This is a genomic window from Halomicrobium urmianum (assembly GCF_020217425.1).
Classification (GTDB): domain Archaea; phylum Halobacteriota; class Halobacteria; order Halobacteriales; family Haloarculaceae; genus Halomicrobium; species Halomicrobium urmianum.
The window spans coordinates 853,360-873,835 of sequence record NZ_CP084090.1; the positions used below are offsets into that span (position 1 = coordinate 853,360).

The following is a 20,476-nucleotide window of genomic DNA, read 5'->3' on the forward strand; positions in this document are numbered from 1 at the left end:
TGACGGCTGCCGATCCGCCCGCTCGCGGCGGCGACGCGCGTCCGGGAGAGCCTTGTCTGTGGGGCCCGTTACCGTCCAGTATGGAACCAGCCACTGACGTCGTGCTGTCGTACCCGAGCGACCTGAGCGACTGGGGCCGCGACGCCGTCGACCGCTCCTCCTTTCGCGCCTACCTCCGGACGGCCCACGACGAGGCGCGCGAGGGCGACGTCTGGGAGGAGTTCACCGGCGTCGGCTGCTGCGGGGACACGCTGGACGTCCCGCTGCGGGTCGAGCGCGTCGCTGGCGGGCCGGCGATCACCGACGAGACGGCCTTCGAGTTCGTCGACCGCGAGGAAGTCACCGGGGGCGGCGGCTGGCAGGTCCAGAGCGCGGCCGGGCCGTAGCACGCGGACGTCTCACTCCGGCAGGTAGCGCACGCTGACGACGCCGTCGTCGGCCCGGACCTCCACGCGGTCGACGCCGAGGCGGGCTGCCCGCGCCACGGTCTCCTCGTCCGCGATCACGTCCGCGACGGCCGAGTCGGTCCGGTCGGCGTCGACCGTCAGGACGTGGAGTTCGCCCTCGCCGGCCCGCTCGCGGCGGGTGACCTCGCCGACGTCCTGCTCGGCCGCGACGTCGCGGGCCTGCGCAGTGGGCTCGAGATCGCTGCGCTCGACGGGGATCGTCCGACGAGCCTCGACCTCGGCCACGTGGTATGCCACTTCCAGGGGCGGCTCCGGTTCGACGGTTCCCTCGAGGACCATCCGGTCCTCAAGGTCCGGGTTCTCCGAGAGCGTCACGACCTGTCCGTCTTCCACGTCGCGCAGCGTCGCCGTCTCCTCGTCGGCGGCGACGACGAGGAACGTGCCGGTCTTCATGGGCGGTCGTACTCGGTCCCCGCCCTTTGCCCCGTCGGTCCGCGGCGGCTGTGACCCTCGCGGGGGGCTGTCACTGTCGCCAGCGGCGAGCGACGAGCCACATGACGACGGCGACGGCCGTCGGCGGAACCAGCCCGGCCAGCGCCGGGAGCGCGTAGAGCGCGTCGACCACGGGCGCGAGCGGGCCGTCGGCCGGCTGTCGCAGCGACGGCGGGACAGAGATCACGAGCGCGACGTACAGCGACGCGACGAAGCCGAATCCCAGCGCGCCCAGCGTCGCGTCGTAGCCGGCGTCGCCCCGTCCGCGGCGGTGGCGGCGGGCGACGAACAGCAGCGGCGCGACCAGCGGCACGACGACGAGGAACCCGACGAAGACGAAGAAGGCCCGCGAGAACGTGAAGCTCCCGCCGACGGCCCCGCCCGTCTCCCCCAGCAGGACGACCACGCCGAGCGAGAACAGGAGCGCCACGAGCAGCGTCAGCAGGACGCCGACGACGGCGTACGCGCGTAACAGCCACGACTCGCTGGCCCGGACGGCGTAGGGCGCCGCGCCGACGACGCCGCCGTAGGCGTCCCCGTCGTCCGCGTCGGGGTCGGCGGCCGCCGTTCCGTCGGCGCCGTACGCGCTCTCGACGCTCTCGGCTTCGCTGCTCGCCGTTCCGGGACCGCTCCCCGCCGTCGCGCTCCCGTCGCCGGCGTCGGCGTCGCTCGCACCGCTCGCGGTCCCGTCGGCGGCGGACCCGTCCCCTGCCATGGCCGGCGCTTCGCGGCCCCGGAGGTTAAACGGCGTGATGACCGTCGAAGGTGGGCGGTACTTTTGTGTCCGGTAGCCGTCTCCCGATCCATGGAAGTCGACATCGGTAACGCGCTCGCCGAGGCGGCCGACCCGGGCATCGACCGGTCGGCGCTTGAAGACCTGAACGAGCGCGTCGCGGAGGCCCACGAGCGCATCGAGCGCGGGCGGGCGGACGGCGAGTTCGGCTACGCCGCGCTGAACCTGCCCGAGCGGACCGATCCCGACGAGATCCGCGAGGCGGTCGCGCCCGTCGCGGACGCCGAGACCGTGCTGACGGTCGGCATCGGCGGCAGCGCGCTGGGCGCGCGGACGATATCGACCGCGCTCGGCCCCGACGCCGGCGCGAATCACCTCGTGCTGGACAACGTCGACCCGGAGCACGTCCGGCGCGTACTCGACGGGGTCGACCTCGAATCGGCGGCGGTCAACGTCGTCTCCCGGTCGGGCACCACCGCGGAGACGCTGGCGAACTTCCTCGTCGTGCGCGAGGCGATGGAGTCGGCCGGCGTCGACTGGAGCGAGCGGACGGTCGTGACCACCGGCGAGTCCGGGCCGCTGGCCGAACTCGCGACCGAGCGAGACCTGCCGCGACTGGCCGTCCCGGAGGGGGTTCCCGGCCGGTTCTCGGCGCTGTCGTCGGTCGGGCTCGTCCCCGCGGCCATCCTCGGGATCGACCTCGACGGGCTGCTCGCGGGGGCCCGGGAGGCCGCCGACGGGCTGGCGACCTCGCTGTTCGACTGCCCGGGCTACGCCTACGGCGCGACCGCCGTCGCGCTGGAGGATCGCGGCGCGACGATCAACGCGTTCGTGCCCTACAGCGAGCGCCTGGAGCCGTTCGCGGAGTGGTTCGCCCAGCTGTGGGCCGAGAGCCTCGGGAAGGAGGGCCGCGGCCAGACCCCGGCGCGAGCGCTGGGCGCGACCGACCAGCACTCCCAGCTCCAGCTCTACCGGGCCGGCCGCGCCGACAAGCTCGTGACCTTCCTGCGCCCGCGCGAGCGCCCCGAGCAGCGGGTCCCCGACGTCGAGCACGACGACCTCGCGTACCTCGCCGGGACCGACCTGGGGGAGCTGCTGGACACCGAACTGCGGGCGACCGAGGCCAGCCTCGCCGAGGCGGAGCGCCCGAGCGTCCGCGTGGAGGTCGACGCGCTGGATGCCCGCGGGCTCGGGAGCCTCCTCTACGGCATGGAGGCCGCCTGCGTCATGGCCGGTGAGCTGACCGACGTGGACACGTTCACCCAGCCTGCCGTCGAGTGGGGCAAGGAGGCCGCGCGCGACGCCCTCGCCGGCGAGTCGACCGATCGGACGCGGGCGATGGACGAGAAGAGCGAACTGCGCGTCGACTGACCGGCGTCCTCGCCCCGGAGCGCGCTCTCCGCGGCGCGTCAACGGGGGCTATATACGGGCCGGGACCGAAGCCCTCGGCGATGAGTTCGGACCTCTATCGGCCCGCCGACACCGAGGTGCAGGTTCAGTCGGTGTTACACGCGGTCGGGATCGTCGCGCTGGCCTTCGGTGCGGGGGTCATCCTCTCGCTCGTCGGCGTCGTCGGGGTAGGGATACTGACCGGGAACGTGGGGGGCTCCTCGCTGGCGACCAGCGTCGTCGGGAGCGTCCTGCAGTTCGCCGGATTCATCCTCGTCGTCGTCGCCTATCTCGCCGTCAATGACGACTACGACCTCGTCGACTGGCGCGTCCCGACGCTCTCGGACGTCGTCTGGATGGCGGCGGCCTTCGCGGGGTTGCTCGTGTCGGTGTGGATCGTCGGTGCCATCGCCACGGCGCTGGGCGTCGAGAGCGCGCAGAATCAGGTCATCGTACAGGGCCAGCAGGATCCCCGCCTCTTTCTCTACATGATCCCGATCACGATCCTGCTCGTGGGTCCGGGAGAGGAACTCCTCTTCCGAGGGGCCGTCCAGGGGCTACTGCGCCGGGCGTTCGGTCCAGCCCCGGCCATCGCCGGCGCGAGTGTCCTCTTCGGCACGGCACACGTCGTCGCCCTGATCGGCTCCGACACCGGGATCTTCACGTACATCGCCGTGGCCGCCATCCTCGGCGTCATCCTCGGGAGCGTCTACGAGTACACGGACAACATCGTCGTCCCGATCGTCGTCCACGGGTTCTGGAACGCCATGATCTTCGCCGCGCAGTACGCCATAGCGGTCTACGACGTCCCGATGCCGCAGTAACACCGCACGAGTCAGAGGGCCGTCTGACGGAGCTTTATGCGGTCCTCTGAGAGACGCGTGTGCAATGCCGACCCGATACACGGTCGCCTGCGACGACGAGCAAGCGCGGGCGGTCGAGCGGCTCGCCCACCGGTACGGAATCAGCGAGGAGGCCGTCGTCGAGCAGCTGATCGACCTCGGCCTCGAATCGATCGAGGAGCGGTCCTAGGCGGGGTTCTTCCGCGAGAGGTCGCTCCCGCAGATGGGACAGCGGTCGTGGTTCTCGTCGAACTCGCGACCGCAGCCCTGGCACTGGAACAGCCAGTTCCGCTGCTCGTCGATGCCCTCGCGTGCGATGACCTCGACGGGGATCGAGAGCTTCTCGGCGACGTTCTGCATCGCGTAGTCGTCGGTGACCAGACGCCCGTCCAGTTCGAAGGCGGCGGCGATCAAACGGACGTCCGTCTGCGAGAGCTCGGCCAGATCGCCCGACTCGCGGGCCGCCCGCTCGACGCGCTCGACGGTCTCGGGCTCGGGGATGTGCATGTGCATGCCCGACCCCTCCAGGGCGTCGAAGCGGTAGGCGCTCTCGTCCTCCAGTTCCTCGCGGACGAGCGGGATCGAGGAGATCGGTTCGTCGGTGTGGTACTCGTTGATGAACGCGGACGAGTCGAGAACGTACATTTAGCGGTCGATGATCATGTGGTCCTTGACTGCCTGCACGCGGTCGACGGGTACGAGGAGTCGACCGGTCTCGTCGCGCTCGAACCGGGTCTCCCCGAGCGCCTCGATCGGATCGATGACGAGGTGCTGGAGCCGACCCGTGTCCAGATCCATCGTGATGTTGTACAGGCTCCCGAGTTCGGCACCGTCCGTCCCCATGACGTCCTTTCCCGAGAGGTTCTCGGCGAGTATCTCGGCCATATTTGTCCTTCCGAGTGGGATACTATAAACGCCACGGGACGTCTGACGCGCGTCATCGGCTGACCGGGCGATCGAGCCCCGGCCGGCCGCGGGACGACTGCGCCGGACGACGGCCGCCCGCGGTCCCATGACGATGCACTTTTGTGACGCGCCCGACCTATCTCAGGTAACTTCTGGACGGTGATTCTCTATGGCCGAAACCGACACAGACGCCGACGGGGAGCCCGACCCGGGAGCGCTGCGAACGCCGATCGCGGCGGTCCTCGGACACGTTGACCACGGGAAGACTAGCCTGCTGGACGAGATCCGCGGCTCCGCCGTCGCGGCCGGCGAGTCCGGCGCGATCACCCAGCACATCGGGTCGACGCACGTCCCGCTCGAGGTCATCTCGAAGATGGCCGGCGACCTCGTCGACCCCGACGACTTCGACCTGCCGGGCCTGCTGTTCATCGACACGCCCGGCCACCACTCGTTCTCGACGCTGCGCTCCCGCGGCGGGGCGCTGGCGGACATCGCCATCCTCGTCGTCGACGTCAACGACGGCTTCCAGCCCCAGACCTTCGAGGCCATCGACATCCTCAAGCGGACCCAGACGCCGTTCATCGTCGCCGCCAACAAGATCGACACCGTGCCTGGCTGGAACCCCAACGAGGGCAGTCCGGTCCAGATCACGATGGACGACCAGTCCGAGCGCGTCCAGTCGGACCTCAACGAGAAGCTCTACGAGATCATCGGCGAGCTCTCGGACAACGACTTCTCCGCGGACATGTACTGGCGCGTCCAGGACTTCCAGAACAACATCGGCGTCGTCCCCGTCTCCGCCGAGACCGGCGAAGGCATCCCCGACCTGCTGACGGTGCTGATGGGGCTGTCACAGCGCTACCTCAAGGAGGAGATGACCATCGACGTCGGCGGCCCGGGCGTCGGAACGGTGCTGGAAGTCACCGAGGCCCGCGGCTTCGGGACGACCGTCGACGCCGTCGTCTACGACGGTACCATCCGCGAGGACGACCAGCTCGTCGTCGGCGGCCTCGACGGCCCGATCACGACGGACGTGCGCGCCCTGCTGAAGCCCCAGCCGCTGGCGGAGATCCGCACCGAGAAGCAGTTCGAGCGCGTCGACGAGGTCGCGGCCGCCGACGGCGTCAAGATCGCCGCGCCGGACCTCGACGACGCCATGGCCGGCGCGCCGATCCGCGTCGTGCGGGACCGCGACGTCGGCGAGGTCATCGCCGAGGTCGAGGCCGAACTCGCCGAGTTCGAGGTCTCCACCGCGGAGGAGGGCATCGTCATCAAGGCCGACACGCTGGGGTCGCTGGAGGCGCTCGCCGGCACGCTCGAGGAGAACGAGATCCCGATCATGCGCGCCGAGGTCGGCGACGTCGCGCCGCGGGACGTCCGCGTCGCCGAGACGGCCGGCGAGCCGATCCACCGCGCCATCCTCGCGTTCGGCGTCGACGTCCTCGGCGACGCCCGGCGGCTGGCCGAGCAGGAGGACGTCAACGTCTTCGAGCACGAGGTCATCTACCAGCTCATCGAGGACTACGAGGACCACGTCGAGGCCATCGAGACGGCCCAGCAGGACCAGATCCTCGAGAACATCACCCGGCCCGCCCGCTTCCAGATCCTCACGGACCACACGTTCCGCCAGAACGACCCCGCCGTCGTCGGCGTCGAGATCGGCGGCGGCCGCCTCCGGCGCAACTCCCGCGTCGTGAAGTTCGACGGCGACGAGCCCGAGCGCGTCGGCCAGCTCAAGTCCATCCAGGACGAGGGCGAGGACGTCGACGAGGCCACGACCGGCGAGCGCGTCGCCGTCTCCATCGACGGCCCCACCGTCGGCCGCGACATCGAGGAGGGCGACGAGCTCTGGACCGAGATCCCCGAGAAGCACGCCAAGATCCTCGAACAGGAGCTCACCGAGGACATCACCGCCGACGAGCGGGAAGTCCTCCACCAGTACCTGGAGACCCGCCGCAACCGGGACCCCTTCTGGGGGAAGTGACCGCCGAGTAGCGCGGGCTCTCTCTTCTCGTCGTCGCTCGTCGTGGATCGCCGTGGAGCGACGCGTCGTCACGTGAGCGCTCCCGATAGCGACTACCGTCCGTCGTGGCGGGCGACCCCGCGCTTTTGTGCCGTCGACCCGAAAGAACGGGTACGACAGTCACCACGAGGCGGCCAGCAGCGGGTAATAATATTTAATTAGAAGGCGCTCGTCGTCGCACACGTGTCCCCCAGCCCCTCGCTCGCGACGGCGGACCTGGTGCTGGTCGCCGTCGCGGTCTCGATGCTCGTCGCGTGGGTCGCAGCAGCCGTTACCTCCTTACAGCTCGGGGTGGCGCTCGGCGCGGGGAGCGTGCCAGCGTCGGGCACCATCGGCTACGCGCTGTTCTACGACCCGCCGAACGAGGACTGACGGGCTGTCCGCCGCGGTAGCGTCGCGACTGTCCAGTGAAACCGACGGCGAAAACCCGCGTCTCGATCGACGACCCCCGTCGACCCCTTACTGTGCGGCGGGCACCGCGCCGTCTCCCATCGCCTGTTTCACCTGGAGGGCGGCCGACGCGGCGAGTCCGTGCACCAGGTCGGTGCGTTCCTCGTCGGAGATTCGCACTTCCTCGTCCCCCTCGGGCGTGTAGTTCGCGCTCACCACGGACCCCACCGGCGGCTGGACGGCGATCGTCGCCTGCGGACCCGACGCGGCGTCGGTGATCTCGGACCCGATGGCGAACTCGCCGGGCAGCACTTCGCGCAGGCCGCTCGCGACGGTAGAGAGGTCCCGGCGCAGCGCCTTGCGCTGTTCGGGCGTCAGCGTGACTGCCTCGTCCTGGGGCCCGAACGACGTGTTTCCATACATTTGCGGTTCGGCGCACCTAAGGCAACCTGGGATATAAACACGGCGATGAAAGGCGCCACGGGCGCACACCCGTCGATGGCTCGCGAGTCAGTCGCTGACCGAACGGCCGCTCACAGCGCCGGCCGACTCTCGCCGTAGACGGCACACACCACGGCAGCGGCGTACTCGTCGTCGGGTGCGACCGACCGGACGACCACGTTCTCGTCGACGAAGTTCCAGTCCCGCAGCGTCTTGCCGTGGGCCAGCCCCCGCTCGACCTCCTCGCGGACGTGATCCGGGTCCTCGCCGTCCACCTCGTAGAAGATGCCGCGGCCGGACTCGCTGCGCGCCCAGCCGACGGCCGCCGTCGCCCGCTCGCCGGGCGCCGCCGTCGCCGAGGACTCGACGACGTGGAGCTCCTCCCCCACGGGCCCCAGGTCGGGCGCGGTGCCGACCGTCTCGATCGGCGGCCCCGCGGGGATGACCGAGGAGAGGGTCACGAGGTTGTAGTTGTGGACGCCCGCGGCTGCCAGCGCGGCGTCGAACGCGGCGAGTTCGGTGGGACCGGTGTCCGTCCCCCACACGATCCGAATGACGCTCACGTCCCGGTTTCGACGGCGCTACGGGTAAGGGGTTTCGTTTCGACGGTGCGGAGAAGTGGTATCGTCACCAGCATCCGCGCCGAACGGAGTGAGGCACGGTTCACCGGACGCGAGCGAACGGAGTGAGCGCGCCGTCCGGGAGTTTTTCGCCACCGGAAGACTCGCTCTGCTCGTCTTCCGAGCCCTGTCTCGCTACGCTCGACAGGACCACGTTTTTGCAAGGGGGGGTTCCCGCAGGTCGCCGGAGGCGACCGAGGAAACCCTCCGCAGCAAAAAGGTGGTCAGGCGAAGGCGACCGGCGTGCCGCTCTCGTCCTCGGTCTCGTCCTCGACCTTCTCGAGGGCGTTCTGGAAGTCGGCCATTCGGACCTCGGTGCGGTCGTCGCGGATGGCGAACATCCCGGCTTCGGTGGTCAGCGACGCCAGTTCGGCGCCGGAGAAGCCGTCGGTCCGGTCGGCCATCTCGCCGAGGTCGACCGTATCGGCGACGTTCATGTCGCGGGTGTGGATCTCGAGGATGCGCTCGCGGCCCTCGTGGTCGGGGTTGGGGACCTCGATGAGGCGGTCGAAGCGGCCCGGGCGCAGGATGGCGCGGTCGAGCATGTCGAAGCGGTTGGTGGCGGCGATGATCCTGATTTCACCGCGCTCGTCGAAGCCGTCCATCTCCGACAGCAGCTGCATCATCGTCCGCTGGACCTCGGCGTCGCCGGAGGTCTTGGACTCGGTCCGCTTGGCCGCGATGGCGTCGATCTCGTCGATGAAGATGATGGCGGGCTCGCGCTCGGCGGCGAGCTCGAAGAGGTCCCGCACCAGGCGGGCGCCCTCGCCGATGAACTTCCGGACGAGTTCGGAGCCGGCCATCTTGATGAAGGTGGCGTCGGTCTCGTTGGCGACGGCCTTGGCCAGCATCGTCTTGCCCGTGCCCGGCGGGCCGTGCAGCAGGACGCCCGACGGCGGGTCGATGCCGATCTCGCGGAACTGCTCGGCGTTGACGAGCGGCTCCTCGACCGCCTCGCGGACCTCGCGGATCTGCTCCTCGATGCCCCCGATGTCGGCGTACGTGACGGTTGGGGAGCCGTCGACCTCCATCGCCTGCGCGCGGGCGTCGGTCTCGGCCTCGAGGATCTCCTTGACGCTGAAGGAGTCGTTGATCGCGACCCGGTCGCCGGCGTCGAGGTCCTCACGGATGGAGGGGGCGACCTCGGTCAGCACCTCCTGGTTGTTGCCGTGCTGCTTGACGACGACGCCGTCGTCGGTCAGCTCCTCGGCGGTGGCGATGTACAGCGAGGAGGTCTTGAGCATCTCGTTCTCCCGCTCGATACGGTCGACGTCGTCGGTGAGGTCCGCCTGTCGCTCGCGGGCGGCGTCGAGCTGGTCCTCCAACTCCTCGTTGACGTGAACGAGGTCGACGTAGTGCTCCTCGAGCGCCTCGAGGCGCTCGTCGGGGGTCATATCGGGGTCAAGGTCCAACCGGGGCCGCTCGGGAAGCGAGGGACTGCGCGACATCTGGTTGTCGGTTCTACGGTACTGGAACACAAAGTGCCTTTGGATCAGGGGGTCGACCGGCGGCGAAGGGCCGACCGCATCCCGCCGACGTCAGGAGAGTTGCTCGAACTCGTCGAGGTAGTCGCCGTACGTGTCGATCGCCGACTCGACGGGGTCAGCCGAGGCCATGTCGACGCCGGCGTCCCGCAGGAGTTCGAGGGGGTACTTCCGGGACCCGCTGCGGAGGAACTCCCGGTAGCTGCGGGCCGCCGGTTCGCCCTCGTCCAGAATCCCGTCCACGAGCGCGACGGCCGCCGAGATGCCCGTCGCGTACTGGTAGACGTAGAACGCGCGGTAGAAGTGCGGGATGCGCATCCACTCGCGGGCGATCCGGTCGTCGAGTTCGGCGGTCGCGTAGTAGTCGCCCTTCAGCTCCGCGTAGAGGTCGTCGAGCCGATCGGCGGTGAGCGGGTCGCCCTCCTCGACCATCCGATGGGTGCGATGCTCGAACTCGGCGAACATGGTCTGGCGGAACAGCGTCGAGCGGAACCGCTCCAGGTACTCGTTGAGGACGTGCCGGCGCAGGCGCTCGTCCTCGACGGTCTCCAGCAGGTGGTGCGTGAGGAGGGTCTCGTTGACCGTCGACGCCACCTCGGCGACGAAGATCTCGTAGCTGGAGTAGATGTACGGCTGTGACTCGCTGGTGTACTCCGAGTGCAGCGAGTGGCCCAGTTCGTGGGCCAGCGTGTACATCGAGGAGACGTCGTCCTGGTAGTTCATCAGGATGTACGGCTGGGAGTCGTAGGTCCCGCCGGAGTAGGCGCCGGACTGCTTGTTCTCGGTCTCGTAGACGTCGACCCACCGGGACTCCAGGCCCTCGGCGACGCGGGACTGGTAGTCCTCGCCAAGCGGCGCGACGGCGTCGACCACGTACTCGCGCGCCTGATCGTATTCGACGTCCGGAGACTCCTCCCGGACGAGCGGGACGTAGAGGTCCCACATCCGCAGCTCGTCGTCGTCCGTTCCCGCCGTGACGGCCTCGCGCTTCAGGTCGGCGTGGCGGTGGAGGGCGCCGAGGTTCTCGCGGACGGTGTCGACGAGCGTATCGTACACCTCCACGGGGACGTTCGGGCCGTCCAGCGCCGCCTCGCGGGCGGTGTCGTAGTTTCGCGCCCGCGCGGTCTTCACGTCGGTCTTGACGCTGTTCTTGTAGGCCGCACCGACGGCGTTGCGGACCGTCTCCCACTCGTCGTAGAACGCCTCGTACACCCGCCGTCGGAACTCGCGGTCGGGGTTCTTCTGGAGCGTCGTGAAGTTGTTGAGCGTGATCGGCTGGGGCTCGCCGTCGGGGTCGTCGACCGTCGGGAACGCCATGTCGGCGTTGGCGAGCATGTTGTACACCTCGCCCGGGGCGCCCGTGACCTCGCTCAGTTCGGCCATCAGCTCCTCGACCTCCGCCGAGCGGGTGTGCTCTTTCATCCGGAGCACGTCGTCGAAGTAGTGCTCGTACTCGGCGAGGTCGGGCTCCTCGTCCATCATCGCCTCGACGTCCGCCCACTCCAGCCCCTGGAGTTCGGGCTCGAGGAAGCTCCCCGCGCTGGAGGCGTCCGCGGAGAGGGACTCCGTCCGCGCCGCCAGCGCCTGGTACTCGTCCCGGGTCGTGTCCTCGTCCTTCCGCATCCGGGCGTAGGCCGAGACGTCCGCCACCGTCCGCATCAGCTCCTCGTAGGTCTCCAGGGTCGCCAGGAGGGTCGCGGCGTCCTCCGTGGCGCGGCCCTCGTAGGCGGCCAGGTCGCCGACGAGCCCCTCGGCGGTCTCGAAGTCGGACTCCCACTCCTCGTCGTCGGCGTAGAGGGATTCGAGATCCCACTTGTACTCCTCGTCTACCTCCGATCGCTCGGGCACCGAACTCATTGCGCCGGGGTTGGGTCGGTCCCGACGTAAGCCTTTCCGGGTCCGTGCCCGCTGGACGCCGTCCAGATCCGATCCGTGAACCGATCGGGACGGTGCTGGCCCTACAGCCCGTCCAGCACCTCGCCGGCCACTCGCGCCCGCGTCCGCCACTCCGCCCGGCGCTCCGCGAAGACGGCGCGGGCGCTCCCGGCCGCCGCCTCGTCGACGGCGAACGTCAGCGACGGGTACGCCACGTCGACGAGGACCAGCGGGTACGCCGGCGCGGGCGGGACGCCCTCGTGGCCCGGCAGCGGCTCCGGCGCGAGCGCGCGGCCGACGCGGTCGAGGTCTGCGTCGCCGGTCGCCACGGCGCCGATCAGCGAGACGAGCCGCCGGACCAGCTGGCGGGCGAACCCGCCCGCCCCGAAGGTGAGCGCGAGGTGGTCGCCGTCGACGGACAGCGACGCCGAGAGGTCCCGCACCGTCCCGTCGTCGTCGGGCGTCAGGTTGTGGAAGTCGTGCTCGCCGGCGAGCGCGTCGACGGCCGCGCGGGCCCGCTCCGGGTCGGCGTCGGGCGCGTGGAGGTGATAGACGTACTCGCGCGCGACGGCGTCGTGGGTCGCGTGGAAGCCGTCGGGGGCGTCCGCCCGGGCCCAGGCGCGCACCTCGGCCGGGAGCTCGGCGTTGAAGGCGGCCGGCGAGAGCCACTCGGGCGCCTCGAACGCGACCGTCTGGGCGCGCGCGGAGACGCCGGCGTCGGTCCGGCCCGCCGCGGCGTACCCCTCGGGCACCCGCTCGTCGCCGACGCCGAGGGCCGCCAGCGCGTCCAGAATCGCGTCCTCCACCGTCGGAACCGACGGCTGGCGCTGGAACCCCCGATACGTCCGGCCGTCGTACGCGATCCGGTAGGCGTCCATGGGCCGACTCAGCGGCGCGGGCACTTCACGGCCCGGTTCTGTCGCTCGCCGACCGCTCCCGGTGAGTTTTCACGACCCGGGAAGGGAGTACCGGGTTTAGGTGGCTCGGGCCCGAAGGTCGGACCGATGACATCCGACGCCGCCGCGGCGGACCGCTTCCCCCGGCCGCCCCTCTCCTTCGTCGACGCGGCGGATCGGGGCGTCGAGGTCGAGACGCTCGACGGCCCCGACGGGGCGGTCGACGCGCTGGCCGAGATGTACGCCGACTTCGCGGCCGCCGACCGCGCCCAGGGCCTGCCACCGCGGACGGAACCGCGGATCCGCGACTGGGTCGAACAGTTGCTCGACGAGGGGATCAACGTCATCGCCCGCCACGGGGACCGGACGGTCGGCCACGCCGCCCTGCTGCCCTACGACGACACCTCCGAACTCGTCATCTTCGTCCACCCCGACTACCAGGAGGCCGGCATCGGCTCGCGGCTCATCCGCGCGCTGCTGGGCCACGGGCAGGAAACGGGCATCGGCCACGTCTGGCTCTCCGTCCAGCAGGACAACCACGTCGCCCGCAGCCTCTACCGCTCGGTCGGCTTCGAGACGATCGAGAGCCACGAGATCGAGTACGAGATGGAACTGGACCTGCTGCCGGCCGAGGAGTAGGCGGGCGGTGCGCTACGCGTAGTCGTCGAAGGTCGGGCGCTCGCGGTCGCCGGGGAAGTCGTCGACCGGCGCCGTGGTCTGGTCGCCCGACGCCATGTCCTTGACGGTGACCTCGTCGTTCTCGAGGTCCTGCTCGCCGACGATGACCACCGTCTCGGCGTTGATCGAGTCGGCGTAGCCCATCTGCGCGCCGAAGCTCCGGCCGGCGACGTCAGTCTCGACGACGTGGCCGCGGGCACGCAGGTCCCGCGCGACGCGGGCGGCGACCGGACGGGTGTCGCCCACCTGCAGGACGTAGTAGTCGGTCGACAGCGCCTCCTCGGGCCAGACGCCGGCGCGCTGGCAGAGCAGTCCCAGCGTGGCGTGCCCCGGCGCGAACCCGACGGCGGGCGTCGGCTGACCACCGAAGCCCTCGATGAGGTCGTCGTAGCGGCCGCCGCCGAACACCGAGCGAGACACCTCGCCGGTCGAGTCGAAGCACTCGAAGACGACGCCGGTGTAGTAGTCCAGCCCGCGGGCGGTGGTCAGCGAGACGGTGCAGTACTCGCGAGCGCCGAAGTCCTCGGCGGCGGAAAGCACCGCTTCGAGGTTCTCGACGGCCTCGCCGACCTGCTCGGAGCCGGACCACTCCGCGAGCGTGGCCAGTTCGTCGGTGTCGACCTGGAGCATCTCGTCGAACTCCTCGGCCTGGTCGACGGAGAGGCCCGCCGCGGTCAGTAGCTCGAAGTACTCCTCGCGGTCGACCTTCGCCCGCTTGTCGACGGCGCGGACGGCCTCGGGGGCGTCGACGTCGGCCTCGAAGGAGTCCAGCAGCCCGGAGAGGATGTCGCGGTGAGAGACGCGGAAGTCGAAGTCGTCGGCAGTCAGCCCCAGTTCGGTCAGCATGTCCGCGGCGACCGCCAGGACCTCCGCGTCGGCGTCTGGCTCCGACGACCCGAAGACGTCGACGTTGGTCTGGTAGAACTCGCGGAACCGGCCCTGCTGGACCTGCTCGTAGCGCCAGAACGGCCGCGTCGAGTACCACTTGATCGGCTTCGACAGCTCCTGCTGCTTCGCGACGACCATCCGGGCGACCGTCGGCGTCAGCTCCGGGGTCAGGGCGACGTCGCGGCCGCCCTTGTCCTCGAAGCTGTACAGCTCCTCGACGATCTCCTCGCCGGACTTGTCGACGTACATCTGCGTCTGCTCCAGGGCCGGCGTCCCGATCTCCCGGAAGCCGTAGCGGCCGGCCACCGACTCTAGCTGGTCGGTCACCCACCGTCGGGCCTGCATCTCCTCGGGATAGAAGTCGCGAAAGCCCTTGATGCGGTCGTACATGTCTCCCCCTTCTGGGAGAGCGCAATTGAAACTGTCCTTACGCGCGTCCGGGGTGGCCGGGCGTCGGTGACCGAAGCCGGTCCGCGCGTCCGCCGGGGGACGGCGTCTCCCGGGACCGACCAGCGTGTCTACGGGAGGACCGCCTTCACTGCTGGCGGAACCGGTCGATGGCGTCCTTCGCCGACTTCGCGGCCGCCGCGGTCGAACCGACCTCCTCGATGGGGATCGACGTCGCTCCCTCGGGCTCCTCGACGTCCTCGACGTGACCGCGGACCCTGAGGACGGGCTCATCGTCCTCGCGGCGGCGGAGGGCGCGGTAGCCGGCCGCCAGCGCGAGGCCGGCCGCGACGCCGACGCCGGCGACGACCCCGCCCGACAGCGGCGCGCGCTCCGAGAGCCGAGTGTAGAGGCTCGACCCGGCCACGTGGCCCTCGTAGTCGCCACGCTGCTCCAGGTCGCCGACCGGCTCGTCGAGGACGTTCTTCTCGGACGTGCGCGCGGGTTGATCCTTCTTCTGCTGGCTGACGAACGTCGTGGACATGAGCCTGTCCGTGAGGCCCCTGGCGTACGTGCCCATCGCCGACAGCCACTTCGCGCCGCCGCCGACGTACACGTCGCGCCGGGGGCTCTCGGCGGCGTTCAGGATGGCCCGCGCCACCGTCTCGGGCGCGTAGACCGGCGGCGGGAAGTCCGCGGCCTCGTCCATGTAGTTCTTCGCGTGCTCGCGGTACGGCGTGTCGATCGCGGCCGGCTTGATCAGCGTCACCGAGACGGGCGCGCCGTCGGCCATGAGCTCCGCACGCAGGGCGTCGGTGAACGCCTTGACGGCGTGCTTCGAGGCCGAGTAACTCCCCTGTAGCGGGAGCGCCTGGTCCGAAGCGACGCTGCCGACGTTGACGATCGCACCGGGCTTGTGTCGGTTCCGGTAGTGCGCCGCGGCCGCCAGCGAGCCGTACAGCAGGCCCCAGACGTTGGTCTCGAACTGCTCGCGCATGTCGTCGACCGGCGTCTCGTCCAGCCGCCCGTAGATGAACTGGCCGGCGCCGTTGACCCAGGTGTCGAACCCGCCGTAGGTCTCCTCGGCGACCGCGACGATCTGCCCGGCGGCCTCCGGGTCGCCCACATCGGTCGCGACGTACACCGCTTCGCCGCCCGCCTCGGAGATCTCGTGGGTCAGGTCGTCAAGCGCGTCCTCGCTGCGGGCGACCAGCACCAGGCGCGCGCCGCGCCTGGCGGCCGTCCGCGCGGTCGTCAGTCCGATGCCCGACGTCGCCCCGGTGATCACGATCACCTGATCCTCGACCGGCCGGAGGTTCGGGGTCACGCGTCGCACCTCCGGTCGAGACTCGCCGTGGCGTCCGTGCGCCGCTGTGCGACCGCGCGCCGAGAGAGCGCTCTGCGCTCTCTCGTGCTCCCGCGTCGTCTCCGAACACGCCGGGACCGCCGAGAACTGATCTGTGGCTGGGACATGCGAAATCACTCCGACGCCGCGCCGGTGTCCGTACCACGGCCACGACGCCCTTCACGCCGGGGCCTGTATTCGCAGGGGGAACGACCCGCGCGTCAGCCGCCCCGTAGCGGTCCGCCGCTGCACCCTATCGGCGGCCGACGACGCGCGACTGGACGTGTTCGGGGAACACCTCGCCGACGGCCCCGGACCCGTACTCGTCGGCCAGCAGCGCCCGCAGTTCCGTCTCGTAGTCCGCCTTCGGGACCGTCTCGCTGGGGCCGGTCTCGACCGACAACTTCCGCTCGACGAGGTCGTCGACGGCTCCGCGCCCGTAGCCCGACAGCGGCGCGACGTAGTCGACCCCGAAGCGGTCCTCCAGGCTCTGGGCCAGCGACCGGTCGACCGCCGGCGCGCGGTCGTCCCGCCGGGTCCCGTCGACGACGACGTCGGCCGTCGCCGCCACCGTTTCGAGCGCGTGCTCGTGGACTAGCTGGATTCCCTCGCTGGGGTAGCCGTCCGCGACCATCCGCTCGACGGCCGCCTCGGCCACCTCGCGGTCGAGTTCGACCGCCTCGAAGGGAAAGCCGAGCGCCTCGGCGGCCGCCCGTCCCTCGGCGGCCACGTCGCGGATCCCGAACGTGCAACTCACGAGCGTGACGTCGTAGAACGGCTCCAGCAGTAGCCCGGCGAGCGCCGAGTCCTTGCCCCCGCTAAAGAGCACGCGGGCCATCTACCGGCGCTTGATGTCGAAGCTCTGCGAGTCCGGCGTGATCTCCTTCAGCAGCTCCTTCATCTGGTCCTCGTCGATCTTCCCCTGCACCCGGCCGCTGCGCGCCAGCGAGATGACCTGCTGTTCGATCTGTTCGCCCACCTGCGGCTTGGACATCTTCACCGTGTTCAGGCGCTTGCGCGCCCCGTCGGTGAGGTTCTGGCGCAGCAGCGCCTTCTTCTTCGCCTCCGCCTGCTGCTGGGCCGCCTCGCGGGCCTCGTCGTCCTGCCCACCCTGCTGTTGCTCGCGGAGCTGCTCCATCTTCTCCTCGCGTAGCTTCTCCAGTTCCTCCTCGTCTGGTTCCCCGCTCATACGTACGAACAGATACCGACTTCTGCCGGAAAACTCTTTCCGACCCACCTTTTTGCTGCGGGGGGTTTCCTCGGTCGCCTTCGGCGACCTGCGGGAACCCCCCGCAGCAAAAAGGTTGTCCTGCTGAGCGGAGCGAAGTGGTTCGAGAGAGCGAAGCTCTCTCGTCATGCCGAAAATCTTCGATTTTCGAGCACAGGGCTCGAAAGACGAGCGAAGCGAGTCTTTCGGTGGCGAAAAACTCCCGGAAGCGTCTACGGCGCTTCCGGTGTCCTCCGGAGTTTGACATCCTCCCCGCCCTGAAGGGCGAGGATTCCCACGCGTGGGGCATCGGGCCGTTCCCAAGCCCCCGAGGGCAACTTCCTCCCACGAAGGGAGTACCGGGTTCGTGCGACTCCACGTCAGGGTGGTGAGCGCGTGGTGACACCGACTCGTAGCGAGTCGCCCTGCTTGTGGCGCTCCCCACGCCCAGTCCACGCGGACTGTGCGAACGCGGGGATTCACGTCCCTCGTTTCGAGGGGCGCGACACGGGCCGTGCCATCGACCGTACTCCGCCACGCCGAATCGTGGCGAAGTGCAACCGCGAACGGAGCGTGTTTTGGTTAAGCCGTCACCCCCTCCCGTACACGAGCGTTACCGCCCGATTCCAGCGGGGCTACGGATTCTGTGAGGACGGCGAACGAGTCTCAACCACGTACTCACCACCTCGTTGTGAACCGAAGTGGTAGGCGTGGAACCGTCCGTGTCGGTGGGAAGCGACCCCGAGTCTTCCAATTGATACTTTACGCGATTGGCTTGGACTACGGCACGATGCCGGGTTACTTGATAATGTCGGTTGTAGAGGGTTTGTCGGATTCGTCCCCGCGCTGAAGCACGGGGCTTTCTCCTTGCACTCCCGTAATCCGATTCTCGTCGCTCTCGACGCCGATGGCTTCCAGCCCGTCCGCCGCGCGGCGCGCGTGAAGTACCCCTCCGCGCAGCCGACGTCCAGCAGAGTCTCGTGCTCGTCCGCGAGGTATCTCTGCACGAACGACCACCGCTGTTCGTTGTCGCTCCTGAGCGGACAGTACGGCTCGCACGAGTCCCGGTCCGCGTCGTCCATCATGGTTGTGTGATGGCGTCCGTCGTGGCTATCGGATGGCGTCGCCTGCCGTGACTATCGGATGGCGTCGAGGTACCGCTCCATCTCCGCCTCGGCCTGGGCGGCGGCCTCCTCGCTCGTGTCGTCCCACTTGTCGAACAGCCCCAGGTTGTAGACGTGCCAGACCGCCTCGTAGACTGGTACGCGGTCCTCGTACCCCTCGGGGAGCGAGCCGGCGCGCTCGGCGTACCCCTCGTGCAGGACGTCCCTGACCCACTCGTCGTCGTCGAACAGGAACTGCTGCTCGGCCCGGTAGAGTTCGTAGGCCGGATCGCCGACGTGGGATATCTCCCAGTCGACGAACCCGATCGCCCCGTCGAGTCGGAAGAGGTTCGGTTGCGCCGGGTCCCCGTGGGTCAGTACCGCGGGCGCCTCGTCGAGGAGGGGCCGGTTCCCCTCGACGGCCGCGACGACCTCGTCGAAGTAGCCCTCGAAGCGATCCGTCGACGACCGCGCTCGCTGGGCCTCAATCTCGTCGACGAGCACGTCCGTCCACGTCCCGCCGTCGAGGACCAGTTCGCCGGGACCGCCGCCCTCGACGTGGCCGTGGCTCTCGAACGCGGTGTCGTGTACCTCCGCCAGAGCGGCCCCGACCCGTCGCGTCGTCGCTACCCGCTCGGCGTCGTCCCACTCCGGCCACCCCTCGGCGACGTTCCGGCCGTCCATCGGCGCCGTCGCGAGGTACGGCGGGTCGCCGCCGGCGTCGGACGCGACGACGGTCGGAACGGCCACGTCGCGACGCGAGCGGACGTAGTCGATCACGGCGCACTCACGGGCGACGCGGGACCCGTCGCCGTCGACCGCCGCCTTCAGGAAGACGGACTCGCCGTCCGCGAATTCGACGGCGACCGTCTCGTTCTGATCGTTCCAGGAGATGCCCGCCGGCCGCAGGTCCGCGACGCTACGGCCGGGAAAGGCCTCGTCCAGAACCGGTTCGACGGTGCCAGTCACACCGTACGACGTCTCCCGTGCGGAATTTAGTAATTGCGACGGGTTGTTAGATAGTAGCAATCGGAGCCGACCGACCGGTCCGCAGGCGAAACGGTGGCGGTCGAACGGCTCTGGCAGGTCCCGTTACACCGGAGCCAAGCTGGCGACGCCGCTCTGGGGAACTGTCGCCGGCTCGTCCCGACGTGCCTTAGCGGGCGAGCCCCGCACCGAGGGTGGCGACGCCCGTGAGCAGCGGGTTCGCAGTCTGCGCGAACACGGCCAGCGCGACGAGTGCGAGACAGCCCAGTATCGACAGGCCACCGAGTACGGAGGGGTAGCGCCTCGCGTCGGGGTCGTCGCTCGGAATTCCTGGCTGTGTCATCTGCCGTTCCTGCAGAGTCTCTCGAAGAGCGGCTTTATTCTCTCCCTCTGATACATCACGGTCAGTACGGCACGCTGGCGACCTGTCCGGGATCGGACTTCGATCGGCTCCTCGACGCGACGCCCGGGACGACCGGGGTGACCGTGCTGTTCCCCGAGCGCGAGTACACGGCGACGCTCCCGGTGCTGTGCGAACGGACGGCGATCCAGAACGAGTGAGTGCAGCGGCGTGCCGGCTGTTGAGAGACGCCCGGCGGGAACCGGAGGTTTGGAGGCGGTAAGCGCAAGCATCCGCGGCCGCAGGCCGCGGGTCACTCCGAGCGCGCTGGAGGCGCGCCTCGGAGCAGTTTTTCGCGAACGTTTTTGCGAGGAGTGGTTAGTGCGCGAAGCGCGCTAACCCGACGTGGTTCGAAAGAGCGCGAAGCGCTCTTTCGTCATTGCGGGAAATCGGAGATTTCCCGCTTGCAGTCAGATTCCTTTGGAATCTGACGACATCACGAGAGAGCTTCGCTCTCTCGAACGAACGTAAAAAGGTTCAGGCGTAGCGCTCGAGCTCCGGCCGGTCAAGGTCTTCGAGAACCTCGCCGGCGAGGTCGTCGAGGAAGGAGCGGCCGTCGGGGGAGACGCGGCGGCCCTCACCGCCGGCGGCCTCGATGTAGCCGACCTCCTCGAGCTGCTGGAGGACGGTCCGGATGATGTTCCCGGAGGCCTTGCTCTTCTGGGGCGGGCGGACCTGATAGCGGTTCGAGCCCTTCTTGGAGCTGCCGTACTCGGTGCGGAGGCTGTTGACGCCGACGGGGCCGTCGACGGCGACCTTCCGGAGGACGCTGGCGGCGCGGCGCTGCCAGAAGTCCTCCTGCTCGGGGGGCAGTTCGCGGTCGGCACCGGTCTTGGTGAACTCGGCCCAGTCGGGCGCGTCGATGGCGTCCTCGTCGGCGAGCTCGTCCGCGGCGGCCTCGATGAGCTCGTCCGCGGGAACGTCGTAGAGCGTCGTCATTGACGTTTCATTCCGGACGGCGTCATTTAAGGGCATCGTTAGCG

At 69.6% G+C, this 20,476-nt stretch carries 24 protein-coding genes; 8 read left to right on the forward strand and 16 right to left on the reverse strand.

From position 1 onward, the window contains the following. The first annotated feature begins 80 nt into the window (after positions 1 to 80). Positions 81 to 386, forward strand: a complete 306-nt coding sequence (locus LCY71_RS04260) for a DUF7968 family protein (RefSeq protein WP_225335130.1) — start codon at positions 81 to 83, stop codon at positions 384 to 386. Positions 387 to 398: 12 nt separating this feature from the next. Here the strand turns inward: LCY71_RS04260 and LCY71_RS04265 are convergent, their stop codons facing one another. Next, the gene (locus LCY71_RS04265) at positions 399 to 860 is read right to left on the reverse strand and encodes a DUF5812 family protein (protein WP_225335131.1); all 462 of its coding nucleotides are present in this window, start codon (positions 858 to 860) and stop codon (positions 399 to 401) included. 70 nt (positions 861 to 930) lie between these two features. Next, positions 931 to 1,614 (reverse strand): DUF8056 family protein, encoded by a 684-nt coding sequence (locus tag LCY71_RS04270; protein WP_225335132.1) that lies wholly within the window; start codon positions 1,612 to 1,614, stop codon positions 931 to 933. Between the two features lie 90 nt (positions 1,615 to 1,704). On the opposite strand from LCY71_RS04270, the gene LCY71_RS04275 reads away from it, so the two are divergent. The 3 genes from LCY71_RS04275 (at position 1,705) to LCY71_RS04285 (ending at position 4,053) form a co-directional block, all read left to right on the forward strand. After that, on the forward strand, positions 1,705 to 3,003 hold the full coding sequence (locus tag LCY71_RS04275) for a phosphoglucose isomerase-related protein (protein WP_225335133.1): 1,299 nt from the start codon (positions 1,705 to 1,707) through the stop codon (positions 3,001 to 3,003). 80 nt (positions 3,004 to 3,083) lie between these two features. Beyond that, positions 3,084 to 3,845 (forward strand): CPBP family intramembrane glutamic endopeptidase, encoded by a 762-nt coding sequence (locus LCY71_RS04280; protein ID WP_225335134.1) that lies wholly within the window; start codon positions 3,084 to 3,086, stop codon positions 3,843 to 3,845. Between the two features lie 64 nt (positions 3,846 to 3,909). Then, on the forward strand, positions 3,910 to 4,053 hold the full coding sequence (locus tag LCY71_RS04285) for a ribbon-helix-helix protein, CopG family (protein WP_225335135.1): 144 nt from the start codon (positions 3,910 to 3,912) through the stop codon (positions 4,051 to 4,053). Here LCY71_RS04285 and LCY71_RS04290 read toward each other — a convergent pair. Both LCY71_RS04290 and LCY71_RS04295 read right to left on the reverse strand, forming a co-directional pair. After that, a complete protein-coding gene (locus LCY71_RS04290; protein WP_225335136.1) occupies positions 4,050 to 4,508 on the reverse strand; it encodes an NOB1 family endonuclease in 459 nt (152 codons plus the stop codon). The genes LCY71_RS04285 and LCY71_RS04290 overlap by 4 nt on opposite strands. Then, positions 4,509 to 4,748, reverse strand: coding sequence for a PRC-barrel domain-containing protein (locus LCY71_RS04295; RefSeq protein ID WP_225335137.1), 240 nt, complete (start codon positions 4,746 to 4,748; stop codon positions 4,509 to 4,511). 190 nt (positions 4,749 to 4,938) lie between these two features. Between LCY71_RS04295 and infB the strand changes: the two genes are divergently transcribed. Together infB and LCY71_RS04305 are read left to right on the forward strand one after the other, a co-directional pair. Next, the gene (infB, locus tag LCY71_RS04300; protein ID WP_225335138.1) at positions 4,939 to 6,753 is read left to right on the forward strand and encodes a translation initiation factor IF-2; all 1,815 of its coding nucleotides are present in this window, start codon (positions 4,939 to 4,941) and stop codon (positions 6,751 to 6,753) included. Positions 6,754 to 6,975: 222 nt separating this feature from the next. Next, the gene (locus LCY71_RS04305) at positions 6,976 to 7,164 is read left to right on the forward strand and encodes a DUF8015 family protein (protein WP_225335139.1); all 189 of its coding nucleotides are present in this window, start codon (positions 6,976 to 6,978) and stop codon (positions 7,162 to 7,164) included. An 87-nt stretch (positions 7,165 to 7,251) separates the two neighbouring features. Here the strand turns inward: LCY71_RS04305 and LCY71_RS04310 are convergent, their stop codons facing one another. From LCY71_RS04310 to truA, 5 genes are all read right to left on the reverse strand, one after another. Then, positions 7,252 to 7,605 carry a DUF5811 family protein gene (locus LCY71_RS04310; protein WP_225335140.1) on the reverse strand — a complete coding sequence of 118 codons (354 nt, stop codon included), beginning with the start codon at positions 7,603 to 7,605 and terminating at the stop codon, positions 7,252 to 7,254. Positions 7,606 to 7,715: 110 nt separating this feature from the next. Continuing rightward, positions 7,716 to 8,186: a pyruvoyl-dependent arginine decarboxylase gene (locus tag LCY71_RS04315; RefSeq protein WP_225335141.1), complete on the reverse strand. Its 471-nt coding sequence runs from the start codon at positions 8,184 to 8,186 to the stop codon at positions 7,716 to 7,718. 281 nt (positions 8,187 to 8,467) lie between these two features. Continuing rightward, positions 8,468 to 9,691 carry a proteasome-activating nucleotidase Pan2 gene (gene pan2 / locus LCY71_RS04320; protein WP_225335142.1) on the reverse strand — a complete coding sequence of 408 codons (1,224 nt, stop codon included), beginning with the start codon at positions 9,689 to 9,691 and terminating at the stop codon, positions 8,468 to 8,470. A gap of 90 nt (positions 9,692 to 9,781) precedes the next feature. Continuing rightward, positions 9,782 to 11,584: an oligoendopeptidase F gene (gene pepF, locus LCY71_RS04325; RefSeq protein WP_225335143.1), complete on the reverse strand. Its 1,803-nt coding sequence runs from the start codon at positions 11,582 to 11,584 to the stop codon at positions 9,782 to 9,784. A 101-nt stretch (positions 11,585 to 11,685) separates the two neighbouring features. Beyond that, on the reverse strand, positions 11,686 to 12,480 hold the full coding sequence (gene truA, locus LCY71_RS04330; RefSeq protein WP_225335144.1) for a tRNA pseudouridine(38-40) synthase TruA: 795 nt from the start codon (positions 12,478 to 12,480) through the stop codon (positions 11,686 to 11,688). A gap of 126 nt (positions 12,481 to 12,606) precedes the next feature. On the opposite strand from truA, the gene LCY71_RS04335 reads away from it, so the two are divergent. After that, positions 12,607 to 13,137, forward strand: a complete 531-nt coding sequence (locus LCY71_RS04335; RefSeq protein WP_225335145.1) for a GNAT family N-acetyltransferase — start codon at positions 12,607 to 12,609, stop codon at positions 13,135 to 13,137. 12 nt (positions 13,138 to 13,149) lie between these two features. Here the strand turns inward: LCY71_RS04335 and hisS are convergent, their stop codons facing one another. From hisS to LCY71_RS04365, 6 genes are all read right to left on the reverse strand, one after another. Beyond that, positions 13,150 to 14,454, reverse strand: coding sequence for a histidine--tRNA ligase (gene hisS / locus LCY71_RS04340; RefSeq protein WP_225335146.1), 1,305 nt, complete (start codon positions 14,452 to 14,454; stop codon positions 13,150 to 13,152). Positions 14,455 to 14,599: 145 nt separating this feature from the next. Further along, complete coding sequence (locus LCY71_RS04345) at positions 14,600 to 15,778, reverse strand: SDR family oxidoreductase (RefSeq protein WP_225335147.1); 1,179 nt, start codon at positions 15,776 to 15,778, stop codon at positions 14,600 to 14,602. Between the two features lie 271 nt (positions 15,779 to 16,049). Continuing rightward, complete coding sequence (locus tag LCY71_RS04350; protein WP_225335148.1) at positions 16,050 to 16,634, reverse strand: DUF7411 family protein; 585 nt, start codon at positions 16,632 to 16,634, stop codon at positions 16,050 to 16,052. Continuing rightward, complete coding sequence (locus LCY71_RS04355) at positions 16,635 to 16,985, reverse strand: DNA-binding protein (RefSeq protein ID WP_225335149.1); 351 nt, start codon at positions 16,983 to 16,985, stop codon at positions 16,635 to 16,637. Between the two features lie 1,154 nt (positions 16,986 to 18,139). Continuing rightward, a complete protein-coding gene (locus tag LCY71_RS04360) occupies positions 18,140 to 19,075 on the reverse strand; it encodes a phosphotransferase family protein (protein ID WP_225335150.1) in 936 nt (311 codons plus the stop codon). Between the two features lie 187 nt (positions 19,076 to 19,262). Next, complete coding sequence (locus tag LCY71_RS04365) at positions 19,263 to 19,436, reverse strand: hypothetical protein (RefSeq protein WP_225335151.1); 174 nt, start codon at positions 19,434 to 19,436, stop codon at positions 19,263 to 19,265. Here LCY71_RS04365 and LCY71_RS04370 point away from each other — a divergent pair. Beyond that, the gene (locus LCY71_RS04370) at positions 19,430 to 19,654 is read left to right on the forward strand and encodes a hypothetical protein (RefSeq protein WP_225335152.1); all 225 of its coding nucleotides are present in this window, start codon (positions 19,430 to 19,432) and stop codon (positions 19,652 to 19,654) included. The genes LCY71_RS04365 and LCY71_RS04370 overlap by 7 nt on opposite strands. Before the next feature lie 316 nt (positions 19,655 to 19,970). On the opposite strand, the gene LCY71_RS04375 is transcribed toward LCY71_RS04370, so the two are convergent. Beyond that, positions 19,971 to 20,432, reverse strand: coding sequence for a 30S ribosomal protein S19e (locus LCY71_RS04375; RefSeq protein WP_225335153.1), 462 nt, complete (start codon positions 20,430 to 20,432; stop codon positions 19,971 to 19,973). Positions 20,433 to 20,476 lie beyond the last annotated feature (44 nt).